The following is an 18,975-nucleotide window of genomic DNA, read 5'->3' as shown; positions in this document are numbered from 1 at the left end:
ATTATAACATTACAAAAGACTAATCCTGTGCAGCCTGATTACCGGCATTCCTTAAAATCTCGGCTATTATCCTTTGCCGTGTCAGTCCGGGAGTTACTTCTTTGGTTAGGTCTGCCAATCCTTTTGATAAATAGCCTCCGTCCTTCCACATTGCGCGAGCTGCTGCTTTTGGGCCTAGTATTGATGCTGCTAGGCTAGCTGCACCGACACCCGCCGCCTCTGCCGGGTCTCGTGATATCGCATAGTCAGCGCCGGCAGTGCCACCTAACACGCTTCCGCCTGTCAATGCTTTCACGATTGCCGAGTTGATGGCCGTTCCAGAATCCGGTGCTTTGTCCGGAATGAACGCCTTGCCTACCTTGGCAATGTCGGTAAACTCTTGATCTCCTGCGCCATAAATAACCCGGTTAGGGTCGCGCTGTCGCATTTTGTTGAGCAGGATATTGGGGCGTATTGTGGCTGTTTCCGGGTCTACCGCCGTCTCAATGGTTCGCATGACAGACCAATCCTTATTGGCTTTGCGCCATGCTTCGAGATCGTCAGCACCGGTCTTGCTTGGCAACGCGTTACTGTTCTGCCCGATAAGGCTGCGCTCCATGGCTGAGTCCGCTGAGCCGCGTATTCGCTTCAAAGCTTCAGCCGTCGCCGGGTCGCTGTTCCTGAATGCCTTTGACTGCTTGTCAAGCATCGATCGAATGTCTTGATACTGCTTGCCAGCAATGGCCGCTCCTTCCGGGGCTGTACCAAAGTCGCGCAAATAGCTGGCCACGATATTTTTCTGATTGACCGGGATGCGCTCCATCAGCGTTTTTTCAATATCGGACAAATCAGCCTTAAATTGCGGGTCAACCATCAGACTGTTACGCCCGGCAACATCATCATAAACGCCTGATATTCTCGATTTCATGCCGCCCATAACATCAGGCGTCGCCATGTTGGCATTTTCTCCGCCTTGCTTGAATAGCGCCTCCTGCCATGCCAGCCTTTGGCCTTCTTTTTGTGCCGCCTGGAATTCAGAGGATGAAGGCAATACGCTTAATTGCTTGTCTACGGCTTGCAGGGTCCTGTTACCGGTTTCCTGTGCCGCATTGAGATTGATGCCGATATCTCGAGCCTTGTTTCGTAAGCCGTCGGTGACGGTATCAATTGCGCTTCCGGCCGCCTTTTTGAATGGCTGAGCCAGAAAGCCGATAACCTTTGCCGCACCTTCGCCAACGCCGGCACCAAGCGAACCTGCCGCCATTTCTTCCATTTTGTCCTGGAAGTTGCCGTTATGAGTCAATCCTTCGGCATAGCCTGTGGCCAATATGCGCGGGATAGCACCACCTATGCCGCCAGCAGGAGCAGTTATCGCCATATCGGCTAGCGTCGATCCAACTCCAGCGCCTGAGTTTTGCTTTACCCATTCCTGCTCTCCGGCTATCCTCGCGTCATCCTCTGGGGATGCAAGCGGATTTAAGGCGTTCATTGCCTGATTTCCTCGGGCCGAGAATCCGCGCAAGGCGTTTATTATTGGGTTTCCTTCGTCAGTAATGGTTGGCTGTGTCGTTTCTGGTGTTTCTGAATAAGCCTTAGCCAGAAGCTTTGCGACTTCGATATCTCCGGCATCGTGCGCTTTCTGTAGGGCTAAGCCTATTTCTTCTCTAGTCGCCATTTATTGCCCCAGGTAATGCTTAACCAAATCATCGGTATTGACCTGCTTTTTTTCTTCTACAGCGAAATCAGGCAACGAAACATTCAGCCCGGAAGCCTTAGCCTTGTCATACAGGTACTTTGTTACTCTTTGCAGGGAATCGTTGAACTCACCCTCTGACATAGACGGGTCTAGCGCACCTACTGACTCCGATATCTTCTTGCCTTCCGCATCTGATAAAGCACCCATTCCTTTCAGGGCTGAAACCATTGGAACGAACGTCTGAGCCTTGAAGGTATCGAGATTGGCTTGAAAGTCTCTAGCTTTGGTGCCGGGTATCTTGCTCATAAAGCTCGATGCGCCCGTTGCTGATTCTCTGCCAGGATGAGCGGCCAATATTGCCGCCTGATCCAAAACCTGCTGGGACGATAAGGAAGCCTGCGTTTTCTGCTGCTCCTTGGCCGCGTCTGCTTGCTCTTGTTTTATGGTTTGAGCAGTAAAAGGTTTTTGACCAACGGCCTGAGAGCTTGGCGTATAGGTCGGCTGACCATCAGGACCGACAACCTGAACCAATGGGTCTTGTCTTGGCTGCGGTGCCGGTCTAAGGCTTGCGGCCAATCTAGCCATCTGCTCTTGTTGGGCAAAAGTCTGATCCCTTGCAAGTTGCGCTTGTTCCGCCCTTGCTTTCCGATCTTCTTCCCGCTGTGAGGCTGTGAGCTCGGCCTGCAATTTTCTATCTTCAACTTTGTTGGTGTGTTCCGCCTGAGCCGACGCCAAGTCAGAACCCATTTTCAGCATCATCTCTGGAGATGCGATTCCAGTAGCCGCAACCTTGTCGAGAGTTGGAGGAGTTTGGCCTGAATACAGCGCTTGAACAATTGCCTTCTTCTTGTCGTCAAGTGCAACCTGTTTATCTTCGGCAGTTTTTGCCGTGTATGCCCCGGCCAATTGCTGCGCCACCTTAGCTACGCCGGCTAATGGTGATACCGGCACCACATAACCGCCAGCCGTCTGGTTGGTTTCCATCGGCTCTTGTCCTTGCTGCATCAGCATTTCAGCAATGCGTTGTCTGCGGTTAATCGCCGCTTGTTCCTGATCCATCATTTGCGAACCCCATATTTATTTATCATGAGTCGATTCGTTATCCGTTGTCGTGCTGTTTGAGGCGTGTTACCGGCATTCAATATGCGGTCGGCCAGCGCCGCCGATTGTGCGTTGGCTCGGTCGCGTTCAGTTGGCCCGTTGTTGCCGGCGAACCTTTGCAGATTTGACCGATAAGCGTCGTATTTATTGAGCGTGTTATAGGCGTTTTTTGCCTGACTCAACAGGCCGCCACCAGCGCCCGTTCCGCCCCAGGATGCAAAAGCTGGCGTTAATAGCGAGTTGGCCGCGGCGGTTCCTGCTGCGCCTAGCCCTCCCGCTGCCGCCGCTTCCGGCGCAATAGAAAGACCGGCCGCCGTAAATGCCGGCGTGATGGCGCTGGCACCAGCACCTGCGGTTACTGCTCCGCCTGCTCCGGCCGCGCCACTGGCAAAAGTCGGCGTGATAGCAGCACTCCCCGCCGCCGTGCTTCCTGCCATGCCGCCAGCCGCTGCCCCACCACCGCCACCACTGGCTAAACCGCTAGCAGCCCCGGCAGTAAAATAAGTTGCCGCGGCTATCGCCAAAGCATCAGCCGGTTTTTCTTCGCTGAACCGGTGAATATCACCAATAGCATTGCCTTTGTTTAACTGGTAATCCGGCAGGGTATATTTGTGGACGGCCTTTACCACTGGCGATAGCACTTGATTAGCAGCCGTCATCGCCTGCCCGGTGCCTTCGTGTGCAAAATCGGATACCGTATTCAGGCCTGGGATGTATGTGGTGACATCAAGCGCCCTTCCTAGATCAGCGATGCCGCTCTTGTGTTTATCCCGCCAGCCGGCGCGATAGTCCGGCATCTGCTGCCAGTCGCCCCAGTCTATTTGTCCGTTGTAGTCAGGCATGATTCAACCTATTGTCCTGGTCTACTCAGGTATGCGCCACCAAGCGAGCCGATCAAGCCAGCCCCGGCCTGGATGTTGCCGTTCTGTTGTGCTTGCTGCTGGTTATAAATGTTCTGCTGCGCTTGGCCCTGGTTGCTGATAGCGCCGGCAATAGGCGCCGCGCCAACATTCATGCCGCCCTGATAACCCAAGCCGCTGGCAAATGGATTGCTAACCTGAGCGCCTGACATGATTGCGTTAATCTCGTTAAGTGGCGTTTGCCGTTGCGTAAGCATTTCGGCGATAGCCTGCTGCCTGGATTGGTTATCCATGCCGAAATCACGCGTAGCCTCCTGGCCGCCGGCCAAGATGGCATTACTGCGAGCGTCATTATATTGGCGGTCTATTTGCGTCATGGCCGAGTCATATGCCCTCGTGCCAGGCCTAATGCCGGCGGCAATTAATTCTGAATTCTTGGCATCTCTCTGTCCGGCTGTGTCGGTATCGATCCGACTCATCATGGCTTTTACCACGTCGTCTCGACGTTGGCCAGCCGATTGTGGCGCTCCAGGCAATTTCGAGAAATCAAGCGGATTTCCGGCACTTGTTCGCACCTGATTGGCAATATTAACGCCGGCATCACCAAGCGATGTTTTCGCTTGTGTTTCCCTGGATAAAATAGCTTGTTGTTCTGGCGTCAGCGCCTGCGTGATCGTGGGGGTGTCGCCGTCCCAAGTAACGCGCTGCGTGCCGTATGGGTTGTTGACGTTGGGGTTATTGATTCGCCCGGTGGCCTTAGCGGCTTCCAGATTGGCTGCGCCTTGAGCGTTGGCCGCTCCTACATAATCGGGGGCCGGCGGCGCCTTACTTGATCCCATGTTTAATCCTTGTCCATTTGCAATTGGATTTGTTCATTGTGTACAGCATTAAGCCAGCGTCATCGATCCAGCAGCGCAGGGAATAACCCAGATGTTGAGCCAGTCTGATAATCCGCTCGTTAGCGACTGGCATAAAGGCAATCAATACATCTATGCCGGCTTGCATATAGGGGTAATAGTGAATAAACCACAGGTAATTACGCGGCACCACTACGCCATCTTGAATCGCGAAATGAATGTGGCATGACTTGTCGATGAAATTGTTGTAGCCGGTGACCGCCACTAGCTCACCGTCGCGCTCAAGGCCGATGGCCTGAACCATGTCATAGCCAATTGTTCCGGTACGGTCTCCCAGCCAGTCCTGGCAGCGCTCTAAATCCCTATCGATAACTCTAAAGGCCATTGCCGATCTCGAAGATGTAATCCATCGAATTCCAGCGAACCTCGCGGACGTTGGTCGAAACTTTTATTTTCCCCGATGCACAATACCCAGGCCATGCGCTAGGTGTCGCCCAATTTTTGACGATTTGCATGCCGCCGCCCCACAGAGCGCCATCCCATGTCGAAACATCCCATGTCGCTGTCCCCGTTGATACGGCGGATGCCGCTCCAATAATTGAGTTATCGTCGAAATCAACATCGAGGCCGATCAGGAAATCAATCGTGCCATTTACGGAAAGATTAGGCCGAAACATCTTCCAGGTTTTAAGTTGTCCTCTACTGCCAAAATAATTGAACGCTGTTTTTCCATAGGCGTTGATATTTCCGCCTTGGTCGCTTGTTCCTGTCCATGCCTTAATAATTGAAGTTCCGCCAACGTAGTAAAGATCATCGTTAAATAAGGCAAAATCCTCAGCATCCCATCCTATGAACCTACACCACGAATTGTTAATGGTGTTCATCACATACTGATGATGAGTTCCATCCTCGGCAAATGGAATATTGACAATAATGGCCGACTTCGCCGGGTATAACAGCGCTTTCCAGCCATAAATATTCCCGTATAACCTAGCAGAATCGTTGAATGCGGCCTGTATTTTACGAGTGGCGGCCTTGCTGAAATCCAGGCCAGACGACTGCCAAACAGTAGAAAGAGGGTATGCGCCCTGCTTGGTCAGGAAAATCAGTTCTGCACCGTATTTCAGTATGCAGTTTCGCCCCAATGGCTCACCAATGGCATACACGCCGACCAGCGCCCAGGTTGCCGCCGCGCTTGGGTTGGTGCCCTGGTAAACGATGACCTCTCCCTCTGACGTTATAAACACCATTCGATCATCTGCGCCAGATCCCGAATCAACAGTCCATGACTCGGCAGCCATCAGATAGCCGCCTTTCTGCGCCACGCCGTCTAGCGGGAACTCAGTCAATGCGCCGCCCGCCGCGCCCGCCGCCAGATACCAGAATGACAGGCTACTTTTCTCGATGAACATCAGCCTGCCCTTATGCATGATTGGAGCGATAAGACTGGTCGTGGTAATGCCGGTTAATGCGGGGCTGGTTAGGTTGTCAACTGCCGTCCATGTCGCGCCATCGTAGTACAGCGGCTTATCGGCGCCGTTGCACATGATCAGGTAATTATTCGTGCCGTCGCCAAACATTAACGTTTGGTGCTTTCCGCTAGTCCTAGCTGCTACCGATGCACCGACCGCGCCAGCGCTTGAAACGTCATAAACGCCGCTGGCCGTCGCGCAAAACATTTTCGACGAACCCGATATCCCGTTGTAAACCGCCAGCGTCTTGCCGTTTCCGGTCATGCCGGTTGCGTGCGATGCCGATCCGCCGCGAATCTCGCAGTAACCGGGTTGTGGGTACCAGTTATCGAGCGTAACCGCCTCAGTGGGCTTCATGTCGGCCAATGCGGAATATGCGTTCCAGCCGCCCACCGGAGCCTGATAGCTGATAAAATTACTAATCTGTTGTTTTTGACCCGCCTTCACGCGGGAAGGGCTACGCATTTATGAAAACCTTCACTGAATTATTTACCGAATCATTGCAATCAAAACGATATGAACCCGTGGAGAGAATCAAATGCTTGAGCCACGTGCCAAGAGGCAAGCGTAATATTCCAGAACGGCCGCGAACAGTAATGCACACATATCCCATCAAAGGCGGCATATCTTTGGCGCAAAAGGCGCTCGAAAACGTGAAGAAAATTAATGAATTAATGCGGCGAATCAAAGAAGTTAAATAATTGATAAAATTGCTGATCTGCTGCCGGGTAACGGCTTTTTTGCGTACCGATTGCCGCATTACGGCGCCATCCAGTTGCCTTGAGGAACAAATACGCCCGGCTTGGCTCTGCGCGGCTCACCATCGGCAAACAATCTCTCAGCTCCACCGTCACGGCCCATGGCGTCCTTTACCTGAAATTCGTAGGTATTGAAATCTTCGGCGTAATCCAGCCCCTTTTCTTTCTTCCATCGCCAGCGCAAGCCAAGCAAGTGCAGGGTATCTGGCAAGACAAAAGTGTCGTCGTCATTGGTGAAAAACTCTTTCACGGTCGCGCCATCGGGATCGAGAATCGCCCGTTTAGACGACCATTCCCACGTCCAGGTATGCCCGGCGGCCGGTACAGGATTGACGAGCAGATGATTGCCCATAATGCGAAAACGATAGCGGGGGCCATTGACCACCCATGCTTTCATGGCTTGCCACTGTGGGCCGCTGACGGGACCGAGAACCGGCAAACGGTCGGTGTTATCCCAAATGGTATCGTTACGAACATACCGAAACCCAGGGTCGAGCGTTTCGATTGCGCCCTGATCCTCGGCGGCGATGGTGGTATGCGATGCTCGATGGTTCAGTCCCTGCCATGTGTGACGGGAGGCTAGGTCGTTTACTTCCTCTTCGAGTATCGCCAATACCTGCAAAATCTGGTCATTGGTCGAGCCGATAACGACCGATGGAACCGGGACGCCGGTTCTTCTGCAAAACCTTTGTACCAGTTCCAATACGTTCATGCTGCCTCCAGCCTTTTGCAAGCCACTTCAAACCAATGCGGGTCTATCTCAATGCCGACAAACTTGCGTCCAGACTTTATTGCGGCGACTCCTGTAGAGCCGGCCCCCATAAACGGGTCAAAAACAACGTCGCCTGGCTGTGAATGTAGCCCGATAAAATGCGTCGGCAACTCGATTGGTTTTGGCGTTGGGTGGTCGGTCTTTTTCGGGATAATCTTCTTAATGCCGTAATCGCCCGGTCTGATGATGTTCTCTATGTTCTTTGCCGTTGCAAACCATTTAGGCTTGCTGCCTTTTTTGTCAGCAACAAGGACGGTTTCATATGAGCGGCGATAATGCCACCCCATGCCGATCTTGCCCTTATCCCACACCACCATTTGTTTAAAGTTGAATACTTCATCCATCCACAGCGACCAACGTGCAAACTGCGGGTCAGGTCCGCCGCCGCCGCCGCAGCAGCAGCAGCAGCAGCCAGAGTCTAAGAGGCGATTGAATTCTGGCAAGGCGTTTTTAAATATTTCATTGGCCTCTGCGCCATCATTAGCGATTGGTCTTGCTTCCGCCTCTTTTCCTTTTGACTTTCCTAATGCCTTTTCCCGGTTGTGTATCAGGTCACCGTTGTTGTTGTTGTGGCCGTAGGGCGGATCGGTAAAAATCATATTGATTGATTTATCAGGCATCCCGCGCATGATTTCCAGCGAGTCACCCAGGTAAATCGTGGCGTTTCCGATTGTTCTGACTTCTTTAATCATCGTCGCCTAACAAGTCGTCGGCACCGATACCGTCACGAATTGCGGCAGTCATCGGGCCTTGTTGCAATGCGCCAACCTGCTCAACCAGTTTTGACAGTTCGGACACTTGCTTTTCCAGACCGGAAACAGCCGCCAATAATCCGGCGTTTTCCTTCTTGAGTGCGGCAATTTCGACAGTTGCAGGGCCTGCCTTCTTGAGCTGTTTCAGCCATGCGTCAGCCTTGTTTTTCAGGTCATGTGCGCCCATGCCGATACGTCGCAATCCTTCATCATTCGCAGCCGCCAAGCTTTCAACGGTCAGAATGTGCAACTTAATCAGGGTTTCTTGCTGTGCTGGTGAAATAACGCCCCATCCCTTGATCGGATAGCCGTCTACCGGCATTTCCTGTCCGCGTTTCCACGCCTCATAGGCGGCTGTGTATTTTTCCACCCAATCGGCCGGAATACGCGCGTTCATAGCGTCAATCTTGAGCTGCCCCAGCCAGGCGACAACCTTGTACTTCATCACGTCCTTGCTATAAGGTGGCGTGATGTTAGCCATGTCCACATCTTTCGCGACGTAGTGTCCGGCCTCTCGGCTTGCGGCTGCATCTTCAACGGCGATACGCTCGAAGCGCACGAAAGGCATGATGCCGGCGTCTTGTTGGATTAGATCGGTTAGAGCCATAAATCCTCGTAATTAGGGGAGGCCGTCCCTGGCCAAATCGTTAAGTGGCAAAGCTATGCCACCGCCACCATGGTCGTGGGATTCGCAATAATGCCGCTGCCGTAGCCGGTATAGGTTCCGGTCAGCGTGATAGTGCCGGTTGCAGTCGCCAGCTTGTCGCCTACGGTGCCGATAGCCGATCCCATGTAGATGGTGCGGCCGTCCGGATCTAGCTTGGCAACCACTGTCGAAGCCGGGACACCAGTACCAGATAGCGCCATGCCCAAGAAAAATCCGTCATAGCCGTCGGTTTTCAGCGCATAGCTGCCGTTGGTGGTAAGTGCGCTTGCGGTTTTGGTGCCGGTAGCCGATACCCGGTTGCGCACACCGATCAACTGCTTACCAGTGGCGGACGCGCCCAGGATGCCGGCAGCGGCGATAGCAACAATCGCGTCAGCCGCCACGGTGGCATTGGTCTTGTAAACCGCGCGACCCTCGACCTGAATCCAGCCGTAAGTGCCGGATGCCATCGGAGCCATTGCCACGCCCCATGGGAAACCTTGCAATGCGGTGGTGGGCAGCAATGCGGCGTTATGGGATTCGTCCCACATCACCACCGAGCCTTTCAGAATGGCGTCGGCTGATTTGACGTAAACAAACGCGCCCTGGCCCCAGTACGGGTCTACAGCATCAATCTTGGTGCCGAGCGGGTGGCGTTGCGTGGTGTCCGGTGCGAACCAGTCGTTAAACGGCTGCGGCCCGGCGAAACTTGTAACAGGTGCAAACATAGATATTTCCTCGAATTCGTTGGGATGCCCGGCTTTTACACCGGGCTATGCCGTTAAGCGATGATGACGCCTTGTTGGGAACGGTTACTTGCGACTAAATTTCCCATCCACAGAATCGGAATCACAGAACCATCCTGGTTAACCGGTCTTTGCTCTGGAACCTCGGTCAAGTCGGCATCCTTATGCACAACCAGCTTCAAGTATTCGGTGTTCAGGAAATACATGTGGTTCGCTGGAATGCCGCTATTGCCGTCGTAGATCACGTCGGCCTTTTTGTATTTCAGCGATACGAAACCGGCATTTGCGCTCTCGCTGGACGAGTATCGTTTCAGGCTGGTTTGGCTGTTCTCGAAGAAGCTGTAGTAGTTGTTGTCAGCAACGATCAAATCCGGACAGTCGTCCGGACCCCTGTCCAGCTGCAGCCACAACGGCAGCATGGCCGACCCTTCGATAGTGGTGGCCGAGATGGTGACGGAGTTGACGGACAGGTCAAAAACCTTGTTTTGCCAGAACGACCACACTGATGCATCGATACCGCCCACGGTGTTGGTGTTGGTGTCGGCAACAAGCGCTTGCAGGCCGTTGATCTGGTTTGTCAGCGAACCGGCTGAGTACAGGTCAGACGAGAAGTTGTTGTTGAACGTGCGAATCGCGTTTTTCATCCGGGCTTTTGCCAGATTGATGATGCGAGAATCGCCGGAGTTGATACGCAGTTCTCGGCCAGATGCCACGATGTTGATAGCGATCTGGCGCCACTGGTACTCGGCAGCCGAGATAACATCGGATTGACTGATGTTCAGCGTGTCCCAGTCTGAGTACCGCTGATAAGTGCCGTTCGCGTTGTAGTCCAGAGGCGTGGCGATGGTTAAGCCGCCATCTTCGAGCGAGTAATTGCCTTTGCGCTTGACGTACTTGAGCAGCGCGTTACGGTTGCTCAAGTTGTCTTTGATTTCTTTGCGGTGACGCCTAAATGTCGTCGATACAAGCTCTGTAAATGTTGAATTGGCTGACATTTCAGCTCCTTCTGTAGTTAAAAATGAAGTTAATCATTTCCATCTTCCAAGGGAGCCTGTCGGGGCCTTGTCGTGGTATATGAGCGGCTTTATGCCTCTCGCGGCCTTCTCTGTCAGAGACCTATACGCGATGTTATAACATTACACTAATTTTCTAATAATTTCAACACAACCAATTGATTTTTAATAGGTTTACATATATAGTAAGCACAACATTATCGGCCGACATTAACATGCCATATATAATTTACAAATACACGTGCAAAACAAGCTGGAAATCTTATATAGGGCAAACAAGCCGCCCAAGAGAGCGCATGAAGGCTCACATGAAAGCCGATAGAGGATTTGCATTTGCCAATGCCGTTAAAAAATACGGAGTGGACGATTTCGAGTATGAAATCCTTATGTCAGATTTAAGCCTTGAGCAAGCAAATGACGCCGAATCTTTGTTTATCGAGCAATACAAAACACTGTCCCCAAATGGTTACAATCTGAGGGGCGGAGGCGGTAACGCTTTCTTTTCTGATGAGTCAAGGCTGAAGTTGTCAAACTCAATGACCGGAAAACCAAAGTCAGAAAGTCATAGGGCAAAAATATCTGAAATACAAACCGGAAAGAAAAGATATCCTCACACTGAGGAAGCAAAATCTCGAATCAAGGCGTCAAATATCGGCAAGAAACGAACGGAAGAGGCGCGGAAGAATATGTCTTTAGCTCAACAAAACAGATCAGATGAAACGCGCGCAAAAATGGGCGCTGCTCACAAGGGTAAAAGCCTGCCAGAAGAACAAAAGGCAAAGATCAGTTTAGGTATTATGGGAAGGAATGTTTCAGAGGAAACCCGGAGAAAGATAGCAGCGGCTAATAAAGGCCGGGTTAGAACAGAAGAAGATCGGCTGAAAAACGCAGAATGGCATACAGGACGAACGCAATCAGAGGAAACAAAAGCCAAACGCAGAGCCACATGGGCAGCAAAACGTTTGGCTAAAACGGCTTAACCGGCTCTCAGCTTGGCCAATGTCTCAGCCATTGTGTCGTCCCAACTGCCCACCGGTTCCGCACTCTGCCTATTGCTGTTGATCGGCTTGACGTTCGCGGCCTTGGCCTTTTGTGCCGCCTTGGCTTCGGCTGTCTGCTTGGCAAGTCTTACCGCTGTTTCGGACTCGATCAGCTTGGATTGCTCTTTGGCTCTGGTAATAGGGTTCGCCCATACCGCTTTCTCGTATGCGTCTTTCAGGTCAAGTCCGGTTTGGAGCAATGCAATCACATCGTCGGCAACCTCTTCAAAATACGGGTGCTCTGGATCGCTGGCAAACGCTTCAACCTCGGACGCAACCTTGCTGTAATTCTGCTGGTACTCGGCCTGCTGGCGCTGTTGCGATTCGCGCTCCATGCGCTCGACGCGCTGTTGTAGCTCCTGTGTGCGCGGGTCAATCTGCGGCTGGCCTTCCTGTGGGATAATGCCCAAATCAGTGCCGAGCTTGATGAAAGCCTGCTGCCTGGCTTCCACGCTGCCACTGGTCAGCGCTCGATTCCATCCTAGTGAATTCTCGACAACCTGATGCTCATTTAATCCGAACTGTTGCAGCATGTCGCGGTATGGTTCGATAGTGCGCTGCAATTCCTGAGCATAGGCATGATTGGCCTTGTACTGTTCAATGCCGTCCAACATCTGCTTTTCGCGCAGCTCGACATAGGCTTGCGCTTCCGGGGTCATTTTAGACCAGTGTTCGTGCTGCTCTTTCGCCCAGGATGCTGGCGGGGCTTTGGCGGGGACTTCCTGTTGCTGCTCTTCGGTTACGTTATCCGCTGTTTTTTCGGCCTCGGCTTCTTGTTGTTCGCCTGTCTGCTCGTTGTTGGATAGCTCGTTATCAATATCGGTTTCGTCAGAGCCGCCGAATAGGTCCGCGCCGATAGAATCTACCGCACCATCAAAATCAAAATCGTTTTCATCGCTCATTTTTCACCTGTCAGGTAGTTAAATTCGTACTGTTTCAGCAGTCGCGCCGCTGGCAATCTCGTTGACCAGTGCCTCGCGCTTATCGCTTGGCATGGCAGTAAACTCGCGGTCAAAAGTCTCGTCGACCAACTTGTCCAGCCTTGCATCATCCTCAATAACTCGCCGGTCGGTATCCTGCTTCATCCCTGGTTCGTACTCGATGCAGTCATGGGCCGCAAGATCGTTCGCCCTTTGCCGTTGCGTGGTGATGATTTCGCCAGACACCGGCGATTCATACGCGCTAACACCAGTGGCGCTCATATGCGACGGGATGACAACAGTTATAGGCGTGATGACCTGCGGCGAGTCGGTTCCGCATTCGCACTCGACAATGCGCCGATGGTCAGACACGCGCAATATCCTCTCGAACCTGCCATGTTTCGGGCAGCAGTAAACATAACGCGGCATTAGTTCACCAATTTGTAAAATAGATTCACGTCTACCTGCCCCGTCAGCCAGTCGATAGATAGCCCATTAGGCGCATCTATACCATCATCGCCAAACCACACCGTAGACGAACCAGCCGCGGCAAAGTTGACATGCACCAGTGATGCTCCACCTGCACCGGTTGCGCCGTGAACGATTGAAAATGTCGCCGCTGCCGGTATTGCTGCCGACTCTTTGGCCGAATACCCGACCAGCCTTAGACCGGCCTGAGCCGCCACAGCCGCATCGACATTCGCTGTCACTGCTGCATTAACATCGACGCTCGCGGCCTTATGCAGATATTCACCGCCTTCATTAACTAAATTGCTCATTTATGCTGCCTCTGATTGTGGTTGGTTGGCCGCTGTCATGGCGGCGATCTGTAATTGTGTTTGCGCCTGCAAATCGGCCTGGTATTTCGCGATTTTCTCGGCTGATTCGATGCGCATTTGCTCAAGGTGCATTTGCGTTTTCGCCTCGCCCTCGGCTATCAGGCGCTGCATTTCGAGCTTGAGCTTTTCAAGCTGGATATTTGCCTGCTGCTCATCCTGTTTAGCCTGCAATTCGGCTTGCTTGTCCTGCTGCGTGGCATCTTGCGGCGGTTGTGGTGGCTGCATCTGGTTGATGTATTCCTCGATTTCATCGCCGAACTGGTAGCGACGCACAACCGATAGCATCATGGCCTTGGCCGCTTCGAACGGAAACGCACCCTTTTCGATCAGCGGCGCGACGCCTTGCAGGTATTCACCCAAGGCGGTCATTACCTCGGCAATCTGTTTCTGATCTTCGACCGCTTCCGGCAATATCGTGCTGTTCGTTTCGATGTCGATCTTGTACGATCGCTGCATGTCGTTTTTCAGCAGGTCAAGCACTTGCGACCAGGTTTGTTTTTGCATAACCGCTTGCGCTTGCTGAATCATGCCTTGTTGAGCCTCGTTTGGCTGCATGCCCTGCATTTGCATTTGTTGCGCGGCTTGCATGACGGCTTGAGACTGCACCACTTCCTGATCAGTCGCATACGGCAAACCCGTCATTTGCGCCCAAGTATCTGCGCTGAACTTGGTGGCGGCCACTTCCAGCATCAACCGCAGCAAATCCCGCGCATATCGCTGCACCTCACCTTGATTACGCTTGAGTCGCATGGTGCCCCATTGGCTTTTCAACTGTTGTGCTGATGCCGTCTCGCTGGCTACCGTCGATCCGCGGATAATGTCCGATATGCCGGTGACTTCGTAAATGACCTGCTTAGCCTCTTCCCGCGCCGCGTATAATTCGCGCAAAACGACTATCAGCTTCTCGACCGGCCAGAACCATATTGATTTGTCGAAACCATTATCGGCGGCAATCGTTGCCGATTTCTCGGCGGGGATCATCTCGTTATCATCGCCGCTCAACAGGTTGGCGATGTCCCCCTTTAACTCGCTGTCATAGACACCTCGCGCCTTGATCGCTCGGACGATCTTCTGGATGCGGACGGTTAGTTCGTTGATTTCTTTCGCTTGCGACTCATACACCAGATAGGGCGCCGTAACGGACATGTCGTTCGACTTGGCAAACAGCACGATAGGCCTCGGCATCGGGAAGAATCCTGCCAGCTCTAGCGGATCGTCCTCGACTTTCAGGAAACCGTCCTTGTAGTGCTTAGACACATAGCGCACCTTTTTGCCGCCCGACTTATCCCATATCTGGTAGATAGTCGCCGTTTTGCGCTCGCCCTGGTGTTCGTCCTGCTTTTCTTCGCCTGAATCGTTTTCGGTGTCGTCGCCTTCCTTCGTAAACTGAATCTTGCCGGCCATTTCCTTGCCAAACAACCGCTCTGCCTCGGCTTTGTCGATGATCTCTTCAAACGCGATCCATGGCACTTCCGACCACTTTTTCGAGTAGCCGAATAGCACTCGGTCCCAGCAAACAGTATCGGTGCAGACTAGCTCGGACTCTTTTCTGAGGCTAATTTCTGACGCAATTCCGCTATCTCCGCTTTCAATATCCTCTTCTGCTTCGCTGTCAATGCCATATTCGCCAATCTCCGCGTCATATTTGATTCTCGTCACACCGCGCCCAGGCAACATGGCGTCGAGCGTGGCGCTGTTCATGCTGTCGTCAAACGTCTCATAGCCGTCCGTGTTGGTGTCGAGCAGATATTCCAGCATCCGTTCGCCGGCTTTTGCCGCAGCCTGCGCTAACGGCGCGGTGTCTTTGAACCGATGGCGAACGACTGGACGCGGCACGGCCGAATAGAGCGCCGGCAGCAGCGTATCAGTGTTGCTGTACAGGATATTGAACGGCACCTTCTTTGTGCCGGTGTAAATGTCGATAATCCGCTTGCCTTCCTTGCGATAGCTCTCGTCGCGCTTCTTAGCGTCGTCAAGCTCTGAAAACCAGCGTTTTACCGCGCCTGCGTCCTGCTCTGGTGCAATCTCTACCATGTGTCCCTCTTCGCTTTCATGCGCTGCAAATGCTGCTGTGTGATTGATTTCATGCTGATGTTTTGGATTGATGCTGACTGTAGCGACTGCTCGACGGGGATTTGTGGGTCATATTTGCGAACGTATGGCCGGCTCATGCAGGCATAGCGCCATTCATCGGCGGCGTGGTCTTCTTGATCGGTATCGACATCTTCCAGCCGGTCTTTGTCGTGCTGCAATATTGGGATAGTGCGGATAGAGTCAATACAGTTGTTGAAGCAAACGATCATTGGCCTGTCGAATGCTTCGCCAATTAGCCTGGAGCGTAGCTGATCCCATCCCCCCATTGCGCCGCGCTGCGGAACCCTGGCGTTGTCGGCACGCCTGAATTTAGCGCCTGATTTGCGCATCCTGTCAGCGATGCTCGGCCCGCCGTCCTCGGAAAATGCGGCCGGGTCGAGAACACCTATGCCAATTTCTTTTTTACCAGACCTTGATACGATGCCGGCTCCGACTTCTTCGGCCGTCATTTTTAGCCCGGTATTGAATAGCGGCTGGCCGTGGTCGTTGTATTTCATGCCATACCATTCCTGATAGCGCACGATGCAGCCTCGGGGCAATATCAGTCCTTCCTCGGTTTTGTAGTCGTCGCTGACTATCGCCCACCAGCCGAACGAAAATGGCCGGGCGCTTCCCCAGTCGCCTGAAATGAACTTATGCCACTGCTCTGAAATCTCGAACGGCCTGATAACGTGACGCGACATTGACCAGCAGTCGAAGAACGCCCCAGCCACGATATTCCAATCACCCTCTAGCCACGCCTTACGCAACGCCTCGTTTCCATTTGTTGCCGCTATGATTCGACCAACATAGGCCGGATCGCTTCCCAGCAGAATCTGATTGTCTGTAGTCCTGGATGGTACAAACATGCGCGTGAAATCGCTTTCAGGGTCTTTGTATATCGTCAGTGGCCGAGAACCATTATCGATATATCGAGCCTTCACCCATCCATGCCCAACGCCGCCAGGGTTGCCGGTTGAGCGCACCGAACACGGAACACCGTGAGCGTTACGCAAACACGAAAACATCTTTATCATACCGTTTGGGCTGCTGTACTCTGTTACCTCGTCAAATGACTGGTGAGAGTATTGGTGTCCGTGATACCTACCATAATCGCGCTCATGTTCGATATAGCGCATCTTTACGCTAGCCCCATTGGGCCAGTACCAGCAGTTTGTATATGGATGGCTCGCACTAGACTGCGTTTTGTAAACGGCGCCCTCAGCCGGGAAAACCTCCATTGCCCGCCCTTGCAGTTCCTCAAGCTCGGCGTAGGTTTTGCGGAACATGATGCCGCGCGACTTGCCCTCGTAGCGTAGCGCGGCATCCTCCTGATAACCGAGCTGGAAATCAGATTTACCACCGCCACGCTCACCACCGTAAAACAGCTCATCAACCCACCTGGCCGAAAATGCCGCCGCCTGCGCGCCTGGTTGTGGATTCCACATTATTTAGGCCCAAACGTTGCCGCCCACTGCTCTGGTGTCAGCATTGGCGCGACTGCTACGGTGTGATTAACGGGGTTATCGGCCTGACCTCCGATATTGACCTCTGCCGGCGCATTTGATACGAGCTTATCAAGTAATATTTTTGCGGCCTGAACTTGTGTCGATTCCATATCGCATTTGCCAAGCGCATGATTTTGAAGACGATTAACAAGCTGACTCCCTTGTATTTTCGCCCTCACGCTGTCCTGATGTAATTTATTTAATCGTGCTGCCATAATTTTTGGTTCATATGAACCAATTATAACAAAGTTTGGTTTATTTCAACCAATTTATGGACTAACGCTACCTGTGACAATCTGCTGTGATAATTATTTATTTAATTTGTGTTGACAATTCAATTATCATGCTTTAATCTACACCCATGCTGAACGAACAGCTACCGACCGGGCGGAACCCGGAACCCGCTTGGAGAACGACATGCTATTTACGAAAGAACATTACGATTTATTGAAAGATTTTGAAAAACTGTTCAAACATGAGCGACTAGATAAAGAGGACAAAAAGCTTTGGAAAAAAGGACAGATTTACCAGAACGGCGAAGTTAACAACATGTTTAAAGCATTTCAACTTGGCTATTCGTTCGGAAAAGTTTCTGAGCGGGATTAAACATGACTACAAAACCCGGAGCGCCAAAAGGCAACAAGAACGCCGCCAAGGACGACGGCGCAACTTCTTTCATCCATGCCAGGTGTACGCCATCCGCTAAAGCCGCGTGGGTGATGGCCGCTCAGCGTGAAGGGCTAAAGCTGACTGAATGGCTGGTCAAGACACTTAACTCTAACGCATGACCGCGACAATTTGTCACATTAAATAAAAGTTTACTTTTATCAAAAAGCGAATATACTTATATCCAACGAAACGGGAATGGCCCGGATCGAAAACGGAGAGCAGACATGTTAGATAAAAATTTCCCAAATCAAAAAACGGTTTCTGATATTTGTGATTTATCTGAGGAGGCTAACAAACATTCATACTGGAACGCTGAAAAGCCATCTGAAATCCTGCTTCACATTGAGCAGCTGGCACTGTCAGATTTTTCTGAGCAGCTAATATCATGTGGAATTTCTATTGATATTAAAATAGAGAGAAATATGTCAATGTTTTTTAACGAATGGGACAGGACATTAGACCGCTATTCAATGCAGGTTACCGGTAAAAAATACTCTGATTACATAATTGATTCTTTCATTGAATTAAAATCTAAGCTATGAATAAACCAACCCAAGGCGGCAAGCGTTCCGGCGCTGGCCGCCCGGCTAAGCCCGACAAAAAACGGACAGTCTCGCTAAAACTGTCCGTTGAAACCGCTGAATTTATCGCCAGCCTGCCCAAAATGCAGCGTGCAGACTGGGTTGAATCGGCTATCAATCAATTCCGCGCCCAATAACACATAATTTTCAATCCCTTAATCGCACAGCGCGGCGTCAATCCGATGCTGCATTTGTCGCCGGCTGTCGCGTACCATTTTCCGCCGCGTTGGAATAGGTGCGGCTTAGACATTTAGCTGTTTCTCGATCAATGTGGCATAGCCGGATATATCCCTCCATGAATCGTCATAGTTTGGATCACCATTGATGATTCGGCCTATTTTGTGGGCGATCATTTCCAGCGCTTCGACTTGCGAGCTGTTGAGTCTTTTCCAGCCGCTATGACGCTGCATGGCCTTTTTAATCTCCTGCGTCACATTGGCATGGCCTTCGAACGGCCCATAACGATTTCCACGCTCAATTAGTGTTGCGTCAATGTCATTTGTTTTGTTGCTCATAATTCCCCAATCGCTTGCGCTCGCGCTAATTCCTCGGTCATGCCGTTGATCTGCATCCGCTTTGCTACGGATTCGCAGAATTTGTCAATTTCGTACTCGGTCGCCAGTGGCCGGCGTACTGCTAGCCACTGTTCGTCCTGTTCGTATTTTTCGAGTGTGTTACTCATTTAGCACCCTA

25 protein-coding genes are annotated in these 18,975 nt (G+C 52.0%); 6 read left to right on the top strand and 19 right to left on the bottom strand.

Annotation, left to right across the window (positions count from 1 at the left end; genetic code table 11):
* Positions 1–19: 19 nt before the first annotated feature.
* Genes M0R47_RS16690 through M0R47_RS16665 form a run of 6 tightly spaced genes read right to left on the bottom strand, consistent with a single transcriptional unit; the run spans position 20 to position 6,430 of the window.
* Positions 20–1,654, bottom strand: coding sequence for a hypothetical protein (locus tag M0R47_RS16690; RefSeq protein ID WP_292556863.1), 1,635 nt, complete (start codon positions 1,652–1,654; stop codon positions 20–22).
* Complete coding sequence (locus tag M0R47_RS16685) at positions 1,655–2,737, bottom strand: hypothetical protein (RefSeq protein WP_292556861.1); 1,083 nt, start codon at positions 2,735–2,737, stop codon at positions 1,655–1,657.
* Positions 2,734–3,618 carry a hypothetical protein gene (locus M0R47_RS16680; RefSeq protein WP_292556859.1) on the bottom strand — a complete coding sequence of 295 codons (885 nt, stop codon included), beginning with the start codon at positions 3,616–3,618 and terminating at the stop codon, positions 2,734–2,736. The genes M0R47_RS16685 and M0R47_RS16680 overlap by 4 nt, the downstream gene beginning before the upstream one ends.
* 8 nt (positions 3,619–3,626) lie before the next feature.
* Positions 3,627–4,475 (bottom strand): hypothetical protein, encoded by an 849-nt coding sequence (locus M0R47_RS16675; protein WP_292556857.1) that lies wholly within the window; start codon positions 4,473–4,475, stop codon positions 3,627–3,629.
* Positions 4,462–4,878, bottom strand: coding sequence for a hypothetical protein (locus tag M0R47_RS16670; protein WP_292556855.1), 417 nt, complete (start codon positions 4,876–4,878; stop codon positions 4,462–4,464). Before M0R47_RS16670 ends, M0R47_RS16675 begins: the two co-directional genes overlap by 14 nt.
* On the bottom strand, positions 4,868–6,430 hold the full coding sequence (locus M0R47_RS16665) for a hypothetical protein (protein ID WP_292556853.1): 1,563 nt from the start codon (positions 6,428–6,430) through the stop codon (positions 4,868–4,870). Before M0R47_RS16665 ends, M0R47_RS16670 begins: the two co-directional genes overlap by 11 nt.
* 2 nt (positions 6,431–6,432) lie before the next feature.
* Between M0R47_RS16665 and M0R47_RS16660 the strand changes: the two genes are divergently transcribed.
* Positions 6,433–6,666: a hypothetical protein gene (locus M0R47_RS16660; protein WP_292556851.1), complete on the top strand. Its 234-nt coding sequence runs from the start codon at positions 6,433–6,435 to the stop codon at positions 6,664–6,666.
* Between the two features lie 58 nt (positions 6,667–6,724).
* Here the strand turns inward: M0R47_RS16660 and M0R47_RS16655 are convergent, their stop codons facing one another.
* The 5 genes from M0R47_RS16655 to M0R47_RS16635 form a co-directional block, all read right to left on the bottom strand.
* Positions 6,725–7,435: a hypothetical protein gene (locus tag M0R47_RS16655; protein ID WP_292556849.1), complete on the bottom strand. Its 711-nt coding sequence runs from the start codon at positions 7,433–7,435 to the stop codon at positions 6,725–6,727.
* Positions 7,432–8,187: a site-specific DNA-methyltransferase gene (locus M0R47_RS16650; protein WP_292556848.1), complete on the bottom strand. Its 756-nt coding sequence runs from the start codon at positions 8,185–8,187 to the stop codon at positions 7,432–7,434. Before M0R47_RS16650 ends, M0R47_RS16655 begins: the two co-directional genes overlap by 4 nt.
* A complete protein-coding gene (locus M0R47_RS16645; RefSeq protein ID WP_292556846.1) occupies positions 8,180–8,854 on the bottom strand; it encodes a hypothetical protein in 675 nt (224 codons plus the stop codon). Before M0R47_RS16645 ends, M0R47_RS16650 begins: the two co-directional genes overlap by 8 nt.
* Positions 8,855–8,907: 53 nt before the next feature.
* Positions 8,908–9,444 carry a hypothetical protein gene (locus M0R47_RS16640; protein WP_292556844.1) on the bottom strand — a complete coding sequence of 179 codons (537 nt, stop codon included), beginning with the start codon at positions 9,442–9,444 and terminating at the stop codon, positions 8,908–8,910.
* Positions 9,445–9,674: 230 nt separating this feature from the next.
* Positions 9,675–10,634 carry a phage major capsid protein gene (locus M0R47_RS16635; RefSeq protein ID WP_292556842.1) on the bottom strand — a complete coding sequence of 320 codons (960 nt, stop codon included), beginning with the start codon at positions 10,632–10,634 and terminating at the stop codon, positions 9,675–9,677.
* A gap of 233 nt (positions 10,635–10,867) precedes the next feature.
* On the opposite strand from M0R47_RS16635, the gene M0R47_RS16630 reads away from it, so the two are divergent.
* Entirely contained in the window at positions 10,868–11,632 is a 765-nt protein-coding gene (locus M0R47_RS16630; RefSeq protein WP_292556839.1) for an NUMOD3 domain-containing DNA-binding protein, read from the top strand.
* Here the strand turns inward: M0R47_RS16630 and M0R47_RS16625 are convergent.
* The 6 genes from M0R47_RS16625 to M0R47_RS16600 are packed head-to-tail and all read right to left on the bottom strand — an operon-like array spanning position 11,629 to position 17,142.
* The gene (locus M0R47_RS16625) at positions 11,629–12,594 is read right to left on the bottom strand and encodes a hypothetical protein (RefSeq protein ID WP_292556838.1); all 966 of its coding nucleotides are present in this window, start codon (positions 12,592–12,594) and stop codon (positions 11,629–11,631) included. The two genes, M0R47_RS16630 and M0R47_RS16625, sit on opposite strands and share 4 nt — an antisense overlap.
* 18 nt (positions 12,595–12,612) lie before the next feature.
* Positions 12,613–13,041 (bottom strand): hypothetical protein, encoded by a 429-nt coding sequence (locus M0R47_RS16620; RefSeq protein WP_292556836.1) that lies wholly within the window; start codon positions 13,039–13,041, stop codon positions 12,613–12,615.
* The gene (locus M0R47_RS16615; protein WP_292556834.1) at positions 13,041–13,391 is read right to left on the bottom strand and encodes a hypothetical protein; all 351 of its coding nucleotides are present in this window, start codon (positions 13,389–13,391) and stop codon (positions 13,041–13,043) included. The genes M0R47_RS16620 and M0R47_RS16615 overlap by 1 nt, the downstream gene beginning before the upstream one ends.
* Positions 13,392–15,485 (bottom strand): hypothetical protein, encoded by a 2,094-nt coding sequence (locus M0R47_RS16610; RefSeq protein ID WP_292556833.1) that lies wholly within the window; start codon positions 15,483–15,485, stop codon positions 13,392–13,394.
* On the bottom strand, positions 15,479–16,972 hold the full coding sequence (locus M0R47_RS16605) for a hypothetical protein (RefSeq protein ID WP_292556831.1): 1,494 nt from the start codon (positions 16,970–16,972) through the stop codon (positions 15,479–15,481). The genes M0R47_RS16610 and M0R47_RS16605 overlap by 7 nt, the downstream gene beginning before the upstream one ends.
* The gene (locus tag M0R47_RS16600) at positions 16,972–17,142 is read right to left on the bottom strand and encodes a hypothetical protein (RefSeq protein ID WP_292556829.1); all 171 of its coding nucleotides are present in this window, start codon (positions 17,140–17,142) and stop codon (positions 16,972–16,974) included. Before M0R47_RS16600 ends, M0R47_RS16605 begins: the two co-directional genes overlap by 1 nt.
* A gap of 307 nt (positions 17,143–17,449) precedes the next feature.
* On the opposite strand from M0R47_RS16600, the gene M0R47_RS16595 reads away from it, so the two are divergent.
* The 4 genes from M0R47_RS16595 (at position 17,450) to M0R47_RS16580 (ending at position 18,419) form a co-directional block, all read left to right on the top strand.
* The gene (locus M0R47_RS16595) at positions 17,450–17,638 is read left to right on the top strand and encodes a hypothetical protein (protein WP_292556827.1); all 189 of its coding nucleotides are present in this window, start codon (positions 17,450–17,452) and stop codon (positions 17,636–17,638) included.
* 2 nt (positions 17,639–17,640) lie between these two features.
* On the top strand, positions 17,641–17,820 hold the full coding sequence (locus M0R47_RS16590; protein ID WP_292556825.1) for a hypothetical protein: 180 nt from the start codon (positions 17,641–17,643) through the stop codon (positions 17,818–17,820).
* Positions 17,821–17,925: 105 nt separating this feature from the next.
* Positions 17,926–18,243 (top strand): hypothetical protein, encoded by a 318-nt coding sequence (locus M0R47_RS16585; protein WP_292556823.1) that lies wholly within the window; start codon positions 17,926–17,928, stop codon positions 18,241–18,243.
* Positions 18,240–18,419: a hypothetical protein gene (locus M0R47_RS16580; protein ID WP_292556821.1), complete on the top strand. Its 180-nt coding sequence runs from the start codon at positions 18,240–18,242 to the stop codon at positions 18,417–18,419. The genes M0R47_RS16585 and M0R47_RS16580 overlap by 4 nt, the downstream gene beginning before the upstream one ends.
* A 105-nt stretch (positions 18,420–18,524) precedes the next feature.
* On the opposite strand, the gene M0R47_RS16575 is transcribed toward M0R47_RS16580, so the two are convergent.
* Both M0R47_RS16575 and M0R47_RS16570 read right to left on the bottom strand, forming a co-directional pair.
* Positions 18,525–18,797 carry a DUF6378 domain-containing protein gene (locus tag M0R47_RS16575; protein WP_292556819.1) on the bottom strand — a complete coding sequence of 91 codons (273 nt, stop codon included), beginning with the start codon at positions 18,795–18,797 and terminating at the stop codon, positions 18,525–18,527.
* The gene (locus M0R47_RS16570) at positions 18,794–18,964 is read right to left on the bottom strand and encodes a hypothetical protein (protein WP_292556818.1); all 171 of its coding nucleotides are present in this window, start codon (positions 18,962–18,964) and stop codon (positions 18,794–18,796) included. Before M0R47_RS16570 ends, M0R47_RS16575 begins: the two co-directional genes overlap by 4 nt.
* Between the last annotated feature and the right edge of the window lie 11 nt (positions 18,965–18,975).

It is taken from the genome of Methylobacter sp., assembly GCF_023227905.1.
Classification (GTDB): Bacteria; Pseudomonadota; Gammaproteobacteria; order Methylococcales; family Methylomonadaceae; genus Methylobacter_A.
This window is presented reverse-complemented; position numbering and strand designations above follow the sequence as displayed.